This window comes from Pseudomonas abyssi (genome assembly GCF_003444685.1).
Classification (GTDB): domain Bacteria; phylum Pseudomonadota; class Gammaproteobacteria; order Pseudomonadales; family Pseudomonadaceae; genus Halopseudomonas; species Halopseudomonas abyssi.
Genome location: NZ_LMAZ01000008.1, coordinates 5,413 through 20,326 on the forward strand (window position 1 = coordinate 5,413; position 14,914 = coordinate 20,326).

At 64.6% G+C, this 14,914-nt stretch carries 8 protein-coding genes; 3 read left to right on the forward strand and 5 right to left on the reverse strand.

Annotated elements, in window-relative coordinates:
• The first annotated feature begins 233 nt into the window (after positions 1-233).
• Together ASB58_RS17205 and ASB58_RS17210 are read left to right on the forward strand one after the other, a co-directional pair.
• Positions 234-2,693 carry a TonB-dependent siderophore receptor gene (locus ASB58_RS17205; RefSeq protein WP_118131728.1) on the forward strand — a complete coding sequence of 820 codons (2,460 nt, stop codon included), beginning with the start codon at positions 234-236 and terminating at the stop codon, positions 2,691-2,693.
• A 116-nt stretch (positions 2,694-2,809) separates the two neighbouring features.
• On the forward strand, positions 2,810-5,005 hold the full coding sequence (locus tag ASB58_RS17210) for a TonB-dependent siderophore receptor (RefSeq protein WP_202974652.1): 2,196 nt from the start codon (positions 2,810-2,812) through the stop codon (positions 5,003-5,005).
• 39 nt (positions 5,006-5,044) lie between these two features.
• Here ASB58_RS17210 and ASB58_RS17215 read toward each other — a convergent pair whose 3' ends face one another.
• From ASB58_RS17215 to ASB58_RS17230, 4 genes are read right to left on the reverse strand one after another with little or no spacing between them, the layout of a single operon-like run.
• Positions 5,045-5,347 (reverse strand): DUF2149 domain-containing protein, encoded by a 303-nt coding sequence (locus ASB58_RS17215; RefSeq protein ID WP_096004917.1) that lies wholly within the window; start codon positions 5,345-5,347, stop codon positions 5,045-5,047.
• Positions 5,347-5,850, reverse strand: coding sequence for a MotA/TolQ/ExbB proton channel family protein (locus tag ASB58_RS17220; protein ID WP_118131730.1), 504 nt, complete (start codon positions 5,848-5,850; stop codon positions 5,347-5,349). Before ASB58_RS17220 ends, ASB58_RS17215 begins: the two co-directional genes overlap by 1 nt.
• A gap of 14 nt (positions 5,851-5,864) precedes the next feature.
• A complete protein-coding gene (gene cobN, locus ASB58_RS17225) occupies positions 5,865-9,758 on the reverse strand; it encodes a cobaltochelatase subunit CobN (RefSeq protein ID WP_118131731.1) in 3,894 nt (1,297 codons plus the stop codon).
• Positions 9,758-11,704: a TonB-dependent receptor domain-containing protein gene (locus ASB58_RS17230; protein ID WP_118131732.1), complete on the reverse strand. Its 1,947-nt coding sequence runs from the start codon at positions 11,702-11,704 to the stop codon at positions 9,758-9,760. Before ASB58_RS17230 ends, cobN begins: the two co-directional genes overlap by 1 nt.
• A 211-nt stretch (positions 11,705-11,915) precedes the next feature.
• On the opposite strand from ASB58_RS17230, the gene ASB58_RS17235 reads away from it, so the two are divergent.
• Positions 11,916-12,626: a DUF1294 domain-containing protein gene (locus ASB58_RS17235; RefSeq protein ID WP_118131733.1), complete on the forward strand. Its 711-nt coding sequence runs from the start codon at positions 11,916-11,918 to the stop codon at positions 12,624-12,626.
• 16 nt (positions 12,627-12,642) lie between these two features.
• Here ASB58_RS17235 and ASB58_RS17240 read toward each other — a convergent pair whose 3' ends face one another.
• A complete protein-coding gene (locus ASB58_RS17240; protein ID WP_118131734.1) occupies positions 12,643-14,850 on the reverse strand; it encodes a TonB-dependent receptor domain-containing protein in 2,208 nt (735 codons plus the stop codon).
• Positions 14,851-14,914: the final 64 nt, after the last annotated feature.

A 14,914-nucleotide genomic window follows, 5' to 3' on the forward strand; every position in this document is an offset into this window, starting at 1 on the left:
GGGGGGCCGGGCAAGCGGCCCCTCTTGGCTCGCCGTGAAAGGCGAAAGGCGGGCTATCCAGCGGCACATGAGCGAAAAACACACCACCACAACCGGGCGCAGAGCGTCCTTACCGGCGCCCCCACGCAGGATCTTGGGAGCGATCAGAGCAAAAAAACACCTCGCGCCTTGTCGGATTGGCGATCTCGTTCGGGATATCCGGTGATATCTGCCAACTACAAGGAGTCACCCCCATGCCAACCCGCTTGTTCACCGCCCGCACGCCGCTGGCGCAAGCCCTGCGCTGCGCTCTGTTCGGCGGCCTGCTGGCCGGCCCGGCACTGCTGCTGGCGTCGCCGGCCGTGGCGCAAACACCGGCGGCCGTCAGTGCCGAGCTGCACAGTTTCAATATCGCTGCCGGCCCGCTGGACCGCGCGCTCAGCCAGTTCGCCGACCAGCTCAATCTGTTACTGGCCGCCGATGCCCGGCTGACCGCCGGCAAGACCAGCCCCGGCCTGCGCGGCCAGTACAGCCAGCAGCAGGGTCTGCAGCAACTGCTGCAAGGTAGTGGCCTGAGCGCACAGACTCGGGCCGACGGCCGGGTGGTGCTACTGCCTTTGCCGGAGGCGGGGGCGGACCTGCAGCTGAGCCCGATCACCGTGACCGGCCAGCAGTTGTCTGCGACCACAGAAGGCACCGGGTCCTACACCACCGGCTCGACCAGCACCGCGACCAAACTGCCGCTGTCGATCCGCGAAACGCCGCAGGCGGTCAGCGTGCTGACCCGGCAGCAGATCGACGATCTCAATCTCACCACCCTGGACGACGCGGTACAGAATATTACCGGTCTGACCATGCAGAAGGGGTACTACACGGGTGACTCCGGCAGCTTTATGGCGCGTGGCTTTCCGGTCTCCAGCATCCTGCTGGACGGCCTGCCGACCAGCACCGGCGCCAACGGCACTTTCAATGCCGACAACGATGCACTGGAGATCTACGACCGAGTCGAGGTAGTCCGGGGCGCAACCGGCCTGACCACCGGCGCCGGTACACCGTCGGCGGCGATCAATCTGGTGCGTAAACGCCCGACCGCCGATCCGCAGGCCAGCATCACCGTCAGCGCCGGCAGCTGGGACAACTACCGCAGCGTGCTCGACGCCGCCGGCCCGCTCACCGACGGCGGCGCTGTTCGGGGTCGCACCGTGGTCAGCTGGCAGGATGCCCAGCGTTTTTACGACTACGCGCGCGACCGCAATCATCAGTTCTACGGCATTCTCGAAGCGGACCTGACCCCAGATACTCTGGCTTCCATCGGCTTTCATTACCGCAAGGTCGATAACGACGGCATTCTGGCCAGCCAGCCGACCAATACCGATGGCAGCTTCCTGGAGGGGCTGAGCCGCTCCACCAACCTGATCAATGAGTTCGACTATTGGCGGCAGACCGACAAGACCCTGTTTGCCGATCTGACCCAGCACCTCGCAGGTGGCTGGCAACTGAAGGCCGCGGCCGTCTGGAAGCGCCCCGAGCAGGATATGCTGTTTACCGGCCTGAACCGCACCGCCGGTGTGTTGCGCCAGAGCTCCCAGCGCTACCGGCTGGACAACAAGCAGGACAGCTATGACCTGTCTTTGACCGGCCCATACCGCCTGTTCGGTCGCGAGCACGAGCTGGTGCTGGGCGCCAGCTACCAGCAGCGGGAGAACCGCAACTGGGGTGGTTGGGCGGCCTACAGCTGGACCGCCGCTGCACCCGCCGCGGACCCTTACAACTGGGATGCCTCGGCGGTGCCGCGCCCGCCCATCGACATGAGTCTGTGGACCCATGCTTTCGACGATCAGCAAAAGGCGGTCTACGCTGCCACCCGTCTGCAGTTGGCCGATCCGCTGACCCTGATACTGGGCACGCGGGTGACCTGGTATGAGCGTGAACTACTGACCGGCAGTGGTGATACGCTGAAGATCAACGCTGAGGCCGTACCCTATGCCGGGTTGGTTTTTGACCTGGATGACAACCACTCGGTGTATGCCAGCTGGACCGAGATCTTTGAACCGCAGACGGTCACGGATCAATATGGCGATTTTCTTGAGCCGATCACCGGCACCAACTACGAGCTGGGGATCAAGGGCGAGTACTTTGATGGTCAGCTCAACGCCAGTCTCGCGACCTTCCTGATCAAACAGCAGAACCGGGCGGTGTCTGACCTCGCCGGCCCCAACCCCTGCCCGGGCGGCTGGGGCTACTGTTCTCGCGCGGCGGGTGAAGTGGAAAGCCAGGGTGTCGAGGTGGAAATCAGCGGCGCGCTGACCGCCAACTGGCAGTTGACGGCCGGCTATGCCTTCATCGATGCCGAGTTCAGCAAGGATACCGACCCGGCCAACGTAGGCGAGCCCTATGACACGGACATTCCGCGTCATCAGTTCAAGCTCACCAGCAGCCACCAGCTGACCGGTACCCTGCAGCGCTGGCGCGTCGGTGGCAGCTTGTATGCGCAAAGCGACATCCAGGCCAGCGACGACAGTCGTATTCAGCAGCCCGGTTATGCCACCGTTGGCTTGCACGCGGCCTATCAGCCGACCGAGCAGACCGAGGTGCGGCTGAACGTCAATAACCTGTTGGACCGCGAGTACTATCAGAGCCTTGGCTGGGCCGAGGGCGGTAATAGCTTCGGCGCACCGCGCAACTATATGCTGAGCCTGCGCTATCAACTGTAGTGCCACCGGGGCAGGGCGGCAGACTCTGTCCCGGTCTTTCTTTTGTGTTGTTGAGAGTTGTTTTTATTTAGATTAGCATCCGTCGCCTCATTCCTATGGAAAAGGAGGTTCCCGACGTGTCTCGTTTACCCCAGCAAACCCCGCACCGTTTTCCCCGCTCGCTGCTGAGCATTAGCTTGAGTCTCGCCGCCATGCACGCCGCGCCGGTCTGGTCCCAGGAGTCGGCCGTCCCGGCAGAAGAGGAGCGCATTCAGCTTGAAGCGGTCACTGTGACCGCCGAATCCGCGGGCGCTTCGCCGGTGACCGAAGGCACCGGCTCCTACACTACCGAGGCGACGCGCACCGCCACCCGTCTTACTCTGGCACCGCGCGAGACACCGCAGTCAGTCTCGGTGATCACCCGTCAGGTGATGGACGACTTCGCGGTGGAGTCGATTACCGACGTGGTCAACATGACCACCGGGGTCTCCAGCAAGGCGTTCGACAGCTCGCGCAACGGCTTCTCTGCCCGGGGCTTTGACATCACCAACCTGATGGTCGACGGCGTGCCGACCACCTGGAGCGCCGGCTGGGCTGCGGGCGAGACGCAGATGGACACCTTGCTGTATGACCGCGTGGAAGTGGTGCGCGGCGCCACCGGGCTGGTGACCGGCGCAGGCAACCCGTCGGCCGCGATCAACATGGTGCGCAAACGCGCTGACAGTGTGCAGCCGCGCGGGTTTGTCAGCGGGCAGGTGGGCTCCTGGGATCGCTATCAGGGCACAGTGGACCTGTCCGGTGCCCTGCACGACAGCGGCAAAATCCGCGGCCGTGTGGTTGGCAGTTATCTGGAAGAAAGCTCCTATATCGATCTGGCGGAGAATGAGAAACAAGTCCTGCTGGGCACCCTGGGTATTGACCTGACCGATAGCACGCTGCTGAATCTGGGCGCCAGCTACCAGGAGAACAGTCCGACCGCGTCTATGTGGGGTGGCTTGCCGACCTGGTTCAGCGATGGCACGCGCACCGACTGGAGCTCCTCCAAGACCACCGCCCCGGAGTGGGCCGAGTGGGCCTCCACGCAGACCACCTACTACGCCAACCTGGAGCATACCTTTGACTCCGGTGTGCGCCTGTACGGGGCTTACAGCCGGGCGACCAACGAGGCGGATCTGCGCTTGCTGTACCTGTCCGGCGCGCCGGACAAGACCACCGGTCTGGGCATGAGTGCCAGCCCTACCTGGTACGACGTCAGCCGCGAGCAGGACACCCTCGACCTGTCCGCCACCATTCCGTTCTACTTTGCCGGTCAGGATCACGAGGTGGTAATCGGCTCCATGTACAGCCAGCAGGAGCTGGTCACCGAACGTCGTGCTGCGCTGACCAGTTCGCCGGTGGGTAACTATTTCGAGTGGAATGGCGCCTATCCCGAGCCAGAGTGGGGGCCGTCTGCGGTGTACACCACCCAGGACACCGACGAGCTGGGCGCCTACGCCGTGGCACGCCTGCGGCTGGCCGATCCGCTTCAGCTGATTATTGGTAGCCGCATCAGCGACTGGGAGACCAGCGGCATGAAGTGGGACGGTTCGACCTATAAGTTCGAGCACGAGCATGAAATCACGCCCTATGCCGGTCTGATCTACGACATCAATGATCAGTACTCCACCTATGTGAGCTACTCCGAGATCTTCAACCCGCAGGACTACCAGGACCGCAATGGCGATTATCTGGACCCGCTGGAAGGTCAGAATTATGAGGCCGGCATCAAGGCCGAGTATTTTGGCGGGCGCCTGAATGCCTCGCTGGCGGTATTCCGCATCGAGCAGGACAACCTGGCGCAACCGGACATCGGCCAGGTTGTGCCGGGTGGTATCGCCCAGGCGTATTACGCGGCGCAGGGCACGACCAGCGATGGTTACGAGATTGAAGTGTCCGGGGCCTTGACCGAGAACTGGAATCTGCTGGTGGGCTGGGCGCAGTTCAGTGCCGAGGACGCCGATGGGGAGAAGGTCAATACGCGTTACCCACGGCGCAGCGCAAACCTGTTCACCACCTACCGTATGGGGCGTCTCACCCTGGGCGGCGGGGTGAACTGGGAAGACGGCAACTACACTATCGCGACCAACCCGCTGGGCCAGCGCGACAAGCTGGAGCAGAGCTCCTACGCACTGGTCAATGTCATGGCACGCTACGCGCTTAGCGATGAACTCAGCCTGCAGCTGAACGTGGATAACCTGCTGGACAAGAAGTACTACAGCCAGATCGGCTTCTACCAGCAACATGCCTTTGGCGAGCCACGCAACGGCAAGCTCGAGCTGCGCTACAGCTTCTGAGTGTCTGCAGCGGCGCCAGCTGGCGCCGCTGCTGTCTGCCTACTCAGGCACATAGATCATGCGGCCGTCATCCAGCCGGTAAGTCACACCGGCGCGGGCGCCCTGGCCTTCGCCCATTTCCCCGCTGGACTCGTACCGGGTCAGCTCCTGTCCGTCCTTGACGGTAATGCGCATATTGTCCTCCCCCGGATTTTCGACCACCACTACCCGCTCCTCGGAGAAGGGGTTGAGGGGATTCTGCGCGATCACCACCATTAGCATGCCGATGATCACCAGAAACAGGTCGATCAGGTTGACCACCGAGAGCATCGGATCGTCGTCATCTTCGTCCAGGAAGCGCATCAGTTTGCCCCTTGGCGGCTACGCTGCTGCTCCAGCTGGCGCAGGTCTTCCAGCAGCCAGCGCCGGCGTACGGTAAGCATGAAGTAGCAGAGGCTGGCCGCCAGCAGCGCGAGGATCACTGCCGAGAAGGCCGCCACCATGTTGCGACCGACCGCTTGCGCATCGTTGTTGCCCAAGGCCAGCAGCGCCGGGCCCATGGGAATCATGGTGGCGATCAGGCCGAGCATGGGCGCGGTACGGGAGACCACGCGCAGCCATTCCAGCCGGCGCATGATCCACAGCTCCAGATCATCGCTGGCTACCGGTGTGCCGTCCGGGTGGTTGGCCTGCCGGAAGAGTGCGGCTTGATGGCTACGTCGCTGGCGTTGCCAGGCCTCCACGGCAAAGGCGCCGAGGGTCACCAGTGCGTAGGCCAGGGCCAGGGCGATGAGCAACATGACCGGGGCCAGAAACAGGCGGGAAACGGCGTATAACAGGTGTTCAATGTCGTTGAAAAAGCTCATGTCAGTCAGTCTTGTCAGAGGTTGTAGGAAGTGCGTTGGCGGCGCGCCTGCTGCAGGGCGCCGCCACCGATCAACAGCAGCATGAGCGCGAGCGCCCAGTAGGCGGTGTAGTCCGGTTCGGATTCTTCGCCGACGGCTTCTAGCACCTGGCCCTGCACTGGCTGGGTCGCTGCGGGTTCGCTGGCGGCAGCGGGCTGCTCGGGCAGCTCGGGACGCGCTGCCGACGGCTCGCTGCTGGCTGGCGCCTCGAAGCCGGCGCCGCGCGCCAGCTCGGCGATAAAGGCACTGGTCACCGGGTTGCCGGGTGCCACGTCAAACTCGTCCTGCAGCTGCTGCCAGCGCTCGGCCAGCTGCGCGCGGGTCTGCTCGGAGGCGTCCCAGTAGTCCTTGCGAATGGCCTCGGCCATGCGTTCCAGCATCTGTGCCTGGGCGGTGGGATTGTGTTGCTCGAACCATTCGTTGGTGCCCAGCGCCTGACTGTCGTTGACGTAGGTGTCGAACAACGCTTGCCATTGATCGTCGCGCACGGTCGACGGGTCCACTGCCTGCCAGCCAAACAGATTGTTGGTGACCTTCAGCACTTCCAGCGTGCCGGCATAGCCCTCGGCTTGCATGCCTTCGATCCACTGCGGGTTGAGATAACGCACGCGCAGCTCATCGGCGAGGAAGCGGTCCAGACCGGTGGTGCGGGTCTCGCTGCTGCGCAGGTCAGAGATCAGCAGTTGCGGCGCGGCGCCATCGAGGTGACGCACGGCAGCCGACAACCCGCCGAGAAACTCGAACGGGTGGTCGGTGGACAGCACGCCATGCAGGTTGGAGGAGCGCGACATGATGGCCGCCTGGGTGCCGCGCAGCTGTGAGGCCAGCAAATTGGCGTTGCCACTGGCCTCGCCCCATTGCCGATTACCAAAGGCGTAGCCGTTGCTGGCGAGGAACTGCTCGGCCAGCACGGCATCGTCATCCCACTCGGTCGAGGCCATGGCCAGATCAGGCACGCCGGTACCGTATTCGCCGGGGGCGTTGCCAAAAATGCGGTAGCCGGCGGCTTCAGCGGCCTGTTCGACGCTCATGCCCTGGGCTTGCAGCTCGGCGGCGATGCGGCGGTTGTTGGCGGCAATCGGGTTGCCCGGCTCGTCCAGCTCGGCCAGCCGGACGATGGCGTCGTCGAGCAGGCGCATAAAGTGGTCAAACTGGTCGCGGTAGACGCCGGTGACCTGAACCACCACGTCGCTGCGCGGGTGGCCCAGCTCGCTGGCCGGGATGATCTCCAGCGCGGTGACCCGGCCGCCGTCATCCCAGATCGGCCGCAGCCCCAGTGCATGCAGCACCTGGGCTTCGGTCACGCCGAGGTGGCGGATGGCTTCCGATGACCAGAGGCTGAAGGCCAGTTTCTCGGGCCAGGCGCCGTCGTGTTCAGCGCGGAAGGCGTCGACCAGCTGCTGGTAGGCGATTGCGCCGCTGTCCCAGGCGGCGCGGGCGGGAATCTTGTCTGCCTCGAAGGCATAGAGGTTACGGCCGCTGGGCACATCCGGGTTGCGGATCGGGTCGCCGCCTGAGCCCGGCGCGACAAAGCGCCCGGCCAGCCCGGCCAGCAGCGCCTCATTCTCGCCGGTATTGCGCAATTGCCGGTCCAGCTGGCGCGCGCGTTCGGCAAAGGCGGCGACCTCGGGAGCCAGTTCAGCGCTCGCCTGTTCATCCAGCAGCAGTTCGACAGCGCGGTAGGCCGGGGTGGCGGTGAGCGCCTCGTGCTCGACCGCAAACAGCTCCAGCTGGTCGGTACCCAGTGCCGCATAGAAGGGCGCACCCAATTGCTGCATCAGGGTGATCATGCGGTGTTCGGCGCTGGCCGGTTGACCGAAGGTATGCAGCCCGAGTGGCATGGCGGTGCGTGCCAGCTCATGCAGATGATCGTGCAGGGCCTGCAGAAAGCCGTCGAAATCGGCGGTGGTTCGCTCCTCGCTCCAGCCCAGGTCTGCGTGCATGTTGGCTTCGACGGCGCTGGCGCGGATCTGTTCGCGCACGGTGTCCAGCACCTGACCTTCGTCCAGTTGCTGGTACTCGTGGATCAGGTGATGCAGGTCGCGCATCTGGTCATACAGGCCGGCCGGGGCAAAGGGCGGGGTCTGGTGGCTGATGGTCACGGCGCGGCCGCGGCGCTTGGCCTGGATGGCTTCACCGACGTTGTCCTGAATGTAGGGATAGAAGATCGGCAGATCACCCGCCGCCAGCCAGGGGTAGTCATCCGCTGCCAGGCCGCGGTCCTTGCCCGGCAGCCATTCCTGGGTGCCGTGGGTGCCCAGGTGGATCAGCGCGTCCGTGCCGGCGCGGGTCTGCAGGTAGCGGTAGGCGGCCAGATAGCGGTGATCCGGGGTGCTGTCCTGGCTGTGATAGTTGCCGGGTTCTCCGCCACGCGGCATTTGCGGCATCAGCAGCAGCTGGCCCAGTTGCCAGGCCGGCAGGATAAATGCCGGTTCGCCGTTCACTTCACGCACGGCCGGGTGTTGCTCGGGCGGGCCTTGGGCGGCCAGGGCCTGCTGGCGCCGGGCGGGCAGGCTGTCCAGCCACGTTTGGTAGTCAGAGACCGGGTAGCTGACGGCCAGCCCGGCGGCCAGCAGCTGCTCGGGGGTGACACTGCCGTACAGAGCGCCGAGCAGGCGCTGGGCATGCTCGATCACCTGTTGCTCGCTGACTGGCTCACCTACCTGATACCCCTCGGCCCGCAGCGCCTGCTGGATCGAGACGATGCTGCGTGGCACGTTGAGGTTGGAAGCGCCGAGGTTCTTCTCCCCGGACGGGTAGTTCCAGAACAGCAGTGCCAGCCGTTTGTCCGCTGCTGGGGTGTGGCGCAGGGCAACCAGCCGCTGCAGTTTGGCGATCAGGGCGTCGGCCTGCTCGGGCAACAGGTCGTCGACACCGTCGGTGGTCGCCGACAGCACCAGCGAGTCGCTGACGCCCCAGCCTTCAGGCCCGGCCAGAAACACCGCCGTGGTGCGTGCAGCGACACCGCTGACCGCGTCAGGCCAGTCGGCTGCTTCACCCTCGCGAAAACGCAGGGTCTGGATGACTGGCACGTCGAGGGCGAGAAAGTCGGCGCTGCGCGCCGAGCCGTTCTGCATGTGGGTCAGGTTGACCAGTGCGTCTATCGACTGGCCGGCGAACAACGAGGTGAGACCGCCCTCGGCGTTGCCGTCGAACCAGAACATCACCGGCTGCAGGCCGGCGGCCTCGCTGCGGGCGATCAGTTGGTCCAGCTCGCGGGTCAGCATATCTCCGACCATGCCCGAGTGGATCAGGTAAGCGATGCGTCCCTTGGCATTGGGAAGCCGCTGATCAGCCCAGTCAAGATAGTCGGCCAGGGTGCTGAACAGCTCGGGTGCCTGCGGGTGATAAAACCCGGTGGACGGCAGCTGCTCGGGCGGGGCAAGTAACTCAGGAGTAACCGGCGCGCCGCGCTGAATGGCGGCAGCCAGCGCAAAGAAACGGGTGTAGTTGGACTCGCCGCCCGCGGCGTAGAGCGCCACCAGCGGGCCAGCCACTCTGGGCGGCAGCTGCTCCCAGAGTGGGCGGCCACCGCCGATGGTCAGCTGTGGCGGCAGGTCTTGCCGGGCTTCAAGTGCCCGACTGACTTGTGCACGGTCACTGGGGCGAGGCACGTCCAACACCACCAGCGCACTGTTCTCCAGCGCCTGTTGCAGCGCCTCGCTGTCTGCATTCTCGACGTTCAGGTGCTGCAGCGCGACATCGCGCTGCGCCGCCAGAGGTTGCAGCAGTTGGAATTTCTCGCTGGAGACAAAGCTGTTGTGCAACACCAGCACGCTGGCGCCCGGTGTCTGCGCTTGTGTCATGCCGGCCGCCAGCAGCCACAGCAGCGCGCAGAGGCTGCTGCGGATACCACGCTTGCCGTGCATCAGAAGCTGACCGTGACGCCAGCGAAGTAACGGCGGCCAGTGTCGACGCGGTCGTACTCGTCCGGGTCATCATTGGCCAGGCGCTCATCGCCGATATTCTCGATACCGGTCTGCAGGCTCAGGTTGCGGGTGACGGCGTAGTCCAGGTACCAGTTCACCAGCGTATAGCCGGGGCTGTCCGGCTCGCTGTCCGAACGGAATTGCGAGCTGTGGTACTCGGCCTGCAGGCGGGTGCCAAGCGACGAGCTCAGCTCCCAGTTGACGCTGGCATTGGCGCGGTGGCGGGAGCGGTCAGCCAGACGCTCACCGGTGACCCGGTTCTCGGCATCCAGGTAGGTGTAGTTGGCGCTCAGCTCAAGCGGGTCGAGCAAGGTGACGCGGCCGCTCAACTCCAGGCCCTGCAGGCGCGCTTCGGCGATGTTGTCGTACTCCAGGCAGACGCGGCCCGGTACGTCGCAGGTAGGCAGACGAATGGTCTCGATCAGGTTGTCGACGTCGTTGCGGAACAGGGTGGCGGCGACCATCCAGCGGCCCTGATCCAGCTCGGCGCCCAGCTCAAAGGACTGGTTGGTTTCCGGCTCCAGCTCGGGGTTGCCGCGGATGATGCCGCGCCCACCCATGGCCGCGCGCGACTCGTACTCGGGCGACAACTGCTTCAGCGTCGGCGCCTTGAAGCCGTGGCCCACGCCGGCGCGCAGGGTCAGGGCATCGCTGGGGTGGTACATCAGATAGCCGCGCGGGCTGGTCTCCCAACCAAAGTCCTCGTGGCGGTCGACGCGCGCGCCGAGCACCAGCTCCCACTGCTCGTTGAACCAGATTTCATCCTGGGCGAAGGCGGCGTAGTGGTCCTGTTCGGCCTTGCCGTCGAAGTTGACGGTGGGGTCTTCCAGTTCCTCGCGGCGGGTTTCTGCGCCCAGGGTGAGCAGATGGTGCTCGCCCAGCGGCAGGCCAACGCGGCCATCGAGTACGGTATCGGTGAAGGTGTTGGGGCCACTGGCGTCGGCACCGTCGCTGCGGTAGGCCTTGCGCTCCAGCTCAGAGCGATACAGCCGCACCTGGCTGTCGCCCCAGCCCCAGTCGCCGTTGTGCGACAGTGAGTAGCGGCGGCGGTCGATGTCGTAGTGCGTTTGGTACAGCGGGCTGGCAGTGGAGCTGCGGTCGCCGTCCTGCTCCTCGTTGCCGGCGTCGACCGAGAGGTCGATGCGCTGATTGTCCAGCGGGGTCCAGCTCAGGCCGAGGTGGCCGGTGCGCGCGTCTTGCTCATCCAGCTGGCTGAGGGCCGGGTTGGCGGCATCATGCAGGGCGTCGCGCTGGCGAAACTCGCCCCACAGGTTCAGGCCCAGCGTGCCATCGACCAGCGGGCCGCCCAGATAGAAACCGGTCTTGCGCTGGTCGCCATCCAGGCTGCTGTCGGTAAAGGTGGCGTTGCTGCTGAGCGAGCCTTGCCACTCATCGGTGGCGGCGCGGGTGATCACGTTGACCACGCCGCCAAGGGCTTCGGAGCCGTACAGCGAGGACATCGGCCCACGCACGATCTCGACTCGTTCGATGGCTTCGGTGGGCACCCAGCCCAGTTCAAAGTCCGAATGAGCAATACCCGAGGCCGAGGCGTTAATGCGTTGGCCGTCGACCAGCATCAGGGTTTGCTCGGAGTTCATGCCGCGAATGGATACGCCGCGGCGCCCCAGCCCGAGGTCTTCCAGATCAACGCCGACGGTATTGCGCACCGCGTCGGCCAGGTCATTGACCGGTCGGCGGCGCAGCTCATCGCCGGCAACCACGCTAACGCTGGCCGGTGCATCGGCGGCGCTGCGCTCGGTGGTGGTGGCGGTGACTACCATAGTGGGCAGCGCTGCTGCTGTGCTGGTGCTATCGGCCCAGGCGTTGCTCCCCAGCAACGCGAGCGCGAGCAGGCCGCCGCTGGCGGCTTCGATTCTGTGTTTCATGGTTGGTCCTTGCGATGGTTCTGCGACGGCCTGGGCGGCAGGCAGCCTGGCGGGGGTGCTGGCTGGTTATTTTTTAAATAGTTATAACATAACAATTAAGGCTGCGTCAGGTGCTTTGATAAATCGGTATGATGTCGACGCCGAGCTACGGCCGGTTGGCGGCCGTTATCGCGCGGCGCTGGGGTTGGCGTGGATAGAGGGAGAGGCAGGGATGGAGCAGGGCGGCAAGCTGGTCAACTGGAACGATGCCAAGGGCTTCGGCTTTATCCAGCCCGATGACGGCAGTGACAGGGTATTTGCCCATATCTCGGTGATGCGCGGCGACGCGCGACCGGTGGCGGGCATGGCAGTGCGTTTTGTCGGCGCGCGGGATGCTCAGGGACGCCTGCGCGCCGAGCATATGCGGGGCACTGGGTTGGCGCTGGATCGTCCGGCGATTCGCCGCAAGCCACAAGCGGCCCGTGGCAGTAACGGCAAGACCAGCACCAAGCCTGCGCCGCGGCGACAGGCAGCGCCTTCCCGGCCTGCGCAGCCGGTGCGTCATGCCGGGCTCAAGCTGGGGATTCTGGCCCTGCTGTGCGCCCTGCCGCTGGCCGGCAGTCTGCAGCTGTTGCGAGATCACGGACAGATTTGGTGGCTGTTAGCGTATGGCTTTGTGAGTGCTGTCAGTTTCAGACTGTACCAGGTGGACAAGCGCAGCGCCGAGACCGGCCGCTGGCGCACGACCGAAAACACCCTGCACATCACCGAGCTACTGGGCGGCTGGCCTGGTGCGCTGGTGGCCCAGCAGGTGTTTCGGCACAAGACCCGCAAGGTGTCCTTTCAGGTCGTGTTCTGGCTGATTGTCGGCCTGCACCAGCTGGTCTGGCTGGACCGGCTGGTGCTCGGCGGCAGGCTGACGGGCGGGCTGTTGCCGTTCTGAGCCGCGCCCGCCGCTATCAGAAGGTCAGGTTGGCGGATACCCAGAGCCGGCGTCCTTCCTCCAGCACACCGGTGGTCGATCGACCGCTGACAATGTAGTCGCTGCCAAAGGCGGTGCCGTCCACAGCACCGGCATTGGTGTAGGTGGTGTAGGTCTGGCCCTTGAGGAAGTCCTTGTCGAACAGGTTGTAGATGCTGGCGTTCAGGGTCAGGTTGTCGGTTGCCTGGAACGAGCCACCCAGGTGGAACAGGGTATAGGCCTTGGTCTTTGAACCCAGTGCGTCATACAGCGACTGGTTGCTGGAGTAGCTGCCGTTGCCGTTGGCCAGGTTGGCATAGCTGGACGAGAAGCGCGCACGTTCGCCGCGATACTCGCCGCGCAGCCACAGGTTCAGGCGGCTGGAGGTTTGCCAGTCGAGCTTGGCGTTGGCCAGATGCGCCGGTGTGTTGGTCAGCGGCTGACCCTTGTCCGCGCCACTTTTTTGCTCGCTGTCGGTATAGGTGTAATTGCCGCTCAGCGTCCAGGCGGGAATGAATTCCCAGCTGGCTGCCAGCTCCAGGCCGCGGGTGACCGCCTCGTCGATATTCACCAGCTGTGAGCAGGTACCGCCAGCGTTGCCGGCGCACAGCGGATCGGCCACCGGGTTACCGCTGGCGATCTTGTCCTCAAACTCGTTGTGGAACAGGGTGGCGTTGGCGTTAAAACCAGCCAGGCCGTTGTAGTACACGCCAAACTCGGTACTGGTGGTGGTTTCCGGGTCCAGGTCCGGGTTGCCGATGGTGACTACGGTGCCCTGACCGCTGATTCCGTTGATGCCGTCATGCAGTTCGTTCAGGTCCGGGGTGCGGTAGCCACGGCTGACACCACCCTTGATCGTCCAGCTGTCAGCGGCGTTCCAGACCAGGTAGGCGCGCGGGCTGACATGGCCGCCGAAGGCATCGTGATCGTCATAGCGGGCGCCGAGGGTCAGTGCCAGGTCGTCGCGCAGCATCCACTCGTCTTCGGCAAACAGCGCCCAGGTTTTCTGCTCGAAGTCTTCGACCGCAATGCCGTCGGTCATGTCCGCCTTCCACCATTGCGCACCCACGGTGGTCATGTGGTTTTCGCCGACCGGCGCGACCAGCTTGGTATCAAATACCAGGTTGGTGGTTTCCAGCTCGCGATCGTCACCGGCCAGGCTGCCGGGAATACCGGAGGGGCTGCCGATCGGGTTGCCGGGCAGGGTACGGCCAATGGTCTCGGTCTGGCTGCGCATCAGGCTGGAATCCAGCGTACCAATGCCCAGACGGGCGGTATGAGTCAGCGCAATCTGCTCGCGCTCAAAGCGCAATTCGTCGGCATAGCCGTTGGCGGTGGTGGATGGCGCGGTGCAGGCACGGTTGAGGCCATCCAGTGTGCCCAGCTGGCACTCGTCGTTGTTGTAGCGCTGGCGGCCACGCTCGAAGTCCAGACTGAAGTCGTGGTCGTCATGGGGTGTCAGGGTCAGACGAGCGCCCAGGGTCTGGTTGCGGCCATCGACCGGGGACGGGCCGCGTTTGCTCACATCGCTGCCGTCGCCGAAGCTGAGATCCGACTCCTGGCGGTCAAACACACTGGCGCGCAGCTGCAGACCAAGCAGGTCTTCGACCAGCGGGCCGCTGGTGTACAGGCTGGCGTTGCTGGTGGCCCCGTAATCGCTGTTTTCCTGGAAGGTGTGGTCCAGTGTTACGGAGCCGGTCCACTCGCTGGCGACCTTGCGGGTAATGATGTTGATCACCCCGCCCATGGCATCCGAACCGTACAAGGTCGACATCGGGCCGCGAATGACTTCGATGCGCTCGATGGCCGACAGCGGCGGCATGAAACTGGTGGAGGTCTCGTTGAAGCCGTTGGGCGTGACGTTGCCGGCGGCGTTCTGGCGCCGACCGTCGATCAGGATCAGCGTGTATTCGCTGGGCATGCCGCGGATGCTGATGTTGAGCCCGCCGGTCTTGCCGGTGCCTTGCCCGATATCGATCCCTTCTACATCCCCCAATGCGTGCGCCAGACTGTTGTAGCGCTTCTCCTGCAGATCCTGTTGGCTGATCACGCTGATGCTGGCCGGGGCGTCGGTGAGCTTCTGTTCAAAGCCGGAGGCGGTAACAACCAGCCGATCAAGGGTAACGACGTCTTCGGCGTGAGCGGCGGTGGCTGCCGACAGGGCGATTGCGCTGGCCAGCAGCGTGCGATGGCGAATCGGGGACATTCAGAGGCTCCAGTGGAAAATTTCGCAGATGATAATCAGTTGCAAATGAAATGGTTTCATCGGC

Excerpts from the sequence above, each read along its gene's own strand:
- ASB58_RS17205 (WP_118131728.1), top strand. The coding sequence starts at position 234 with ATGCCAACCCGCTTGTTCACCGCCCGCACGCCGCTGGCGCAAGCCCTG.
- ASB58_RS17215 (WP_096004917.1), bottom strand. The coding sequence starts at position 5,347 with ATGCGCTTCCTGGACGAAGATGACGACGATCCGATGCTCTCGGTGGTC.
- ASB58_RS17220 (WP_118131730.1), bottom strand. The coding sequence starts at position 5,850 with ATGAGCTTTTTCAACGACATTGAACACCTGTTATACGCCGTTTCCCGC.
- cobN (WP_118131731.1), bottom strand. The coding sequence starts at position 9,758 with ATGCACGGCAAGCGTGGTATCCGCAGCAGCCTCTGCGCGCTGCTGTGG.
- ASB58_RS17230 (WP_118131732.1), bottom strand. The coding sequence starts at position 11,704 with ATGAAACACAGAATCGAAGCCGCCAGCGGCGGCCTGCTCGCGCTCGCG.
- ASB58_RS17235 (WP_118131733.1), top strand. The coding sequence starts at position 11,916 with ATGGAGCAGGGCGGCAAGCTGGTCAACTGGAACGATGCCAAGGGCTTC.
- ASB58_RS17240 (WP_118131734.1), bottom strand. The coding sequence starts at position 14,850 with ATGTCCCCGATTCGCCATCGCACGCTGCTGGCCAGCGCAATCGCCCTG.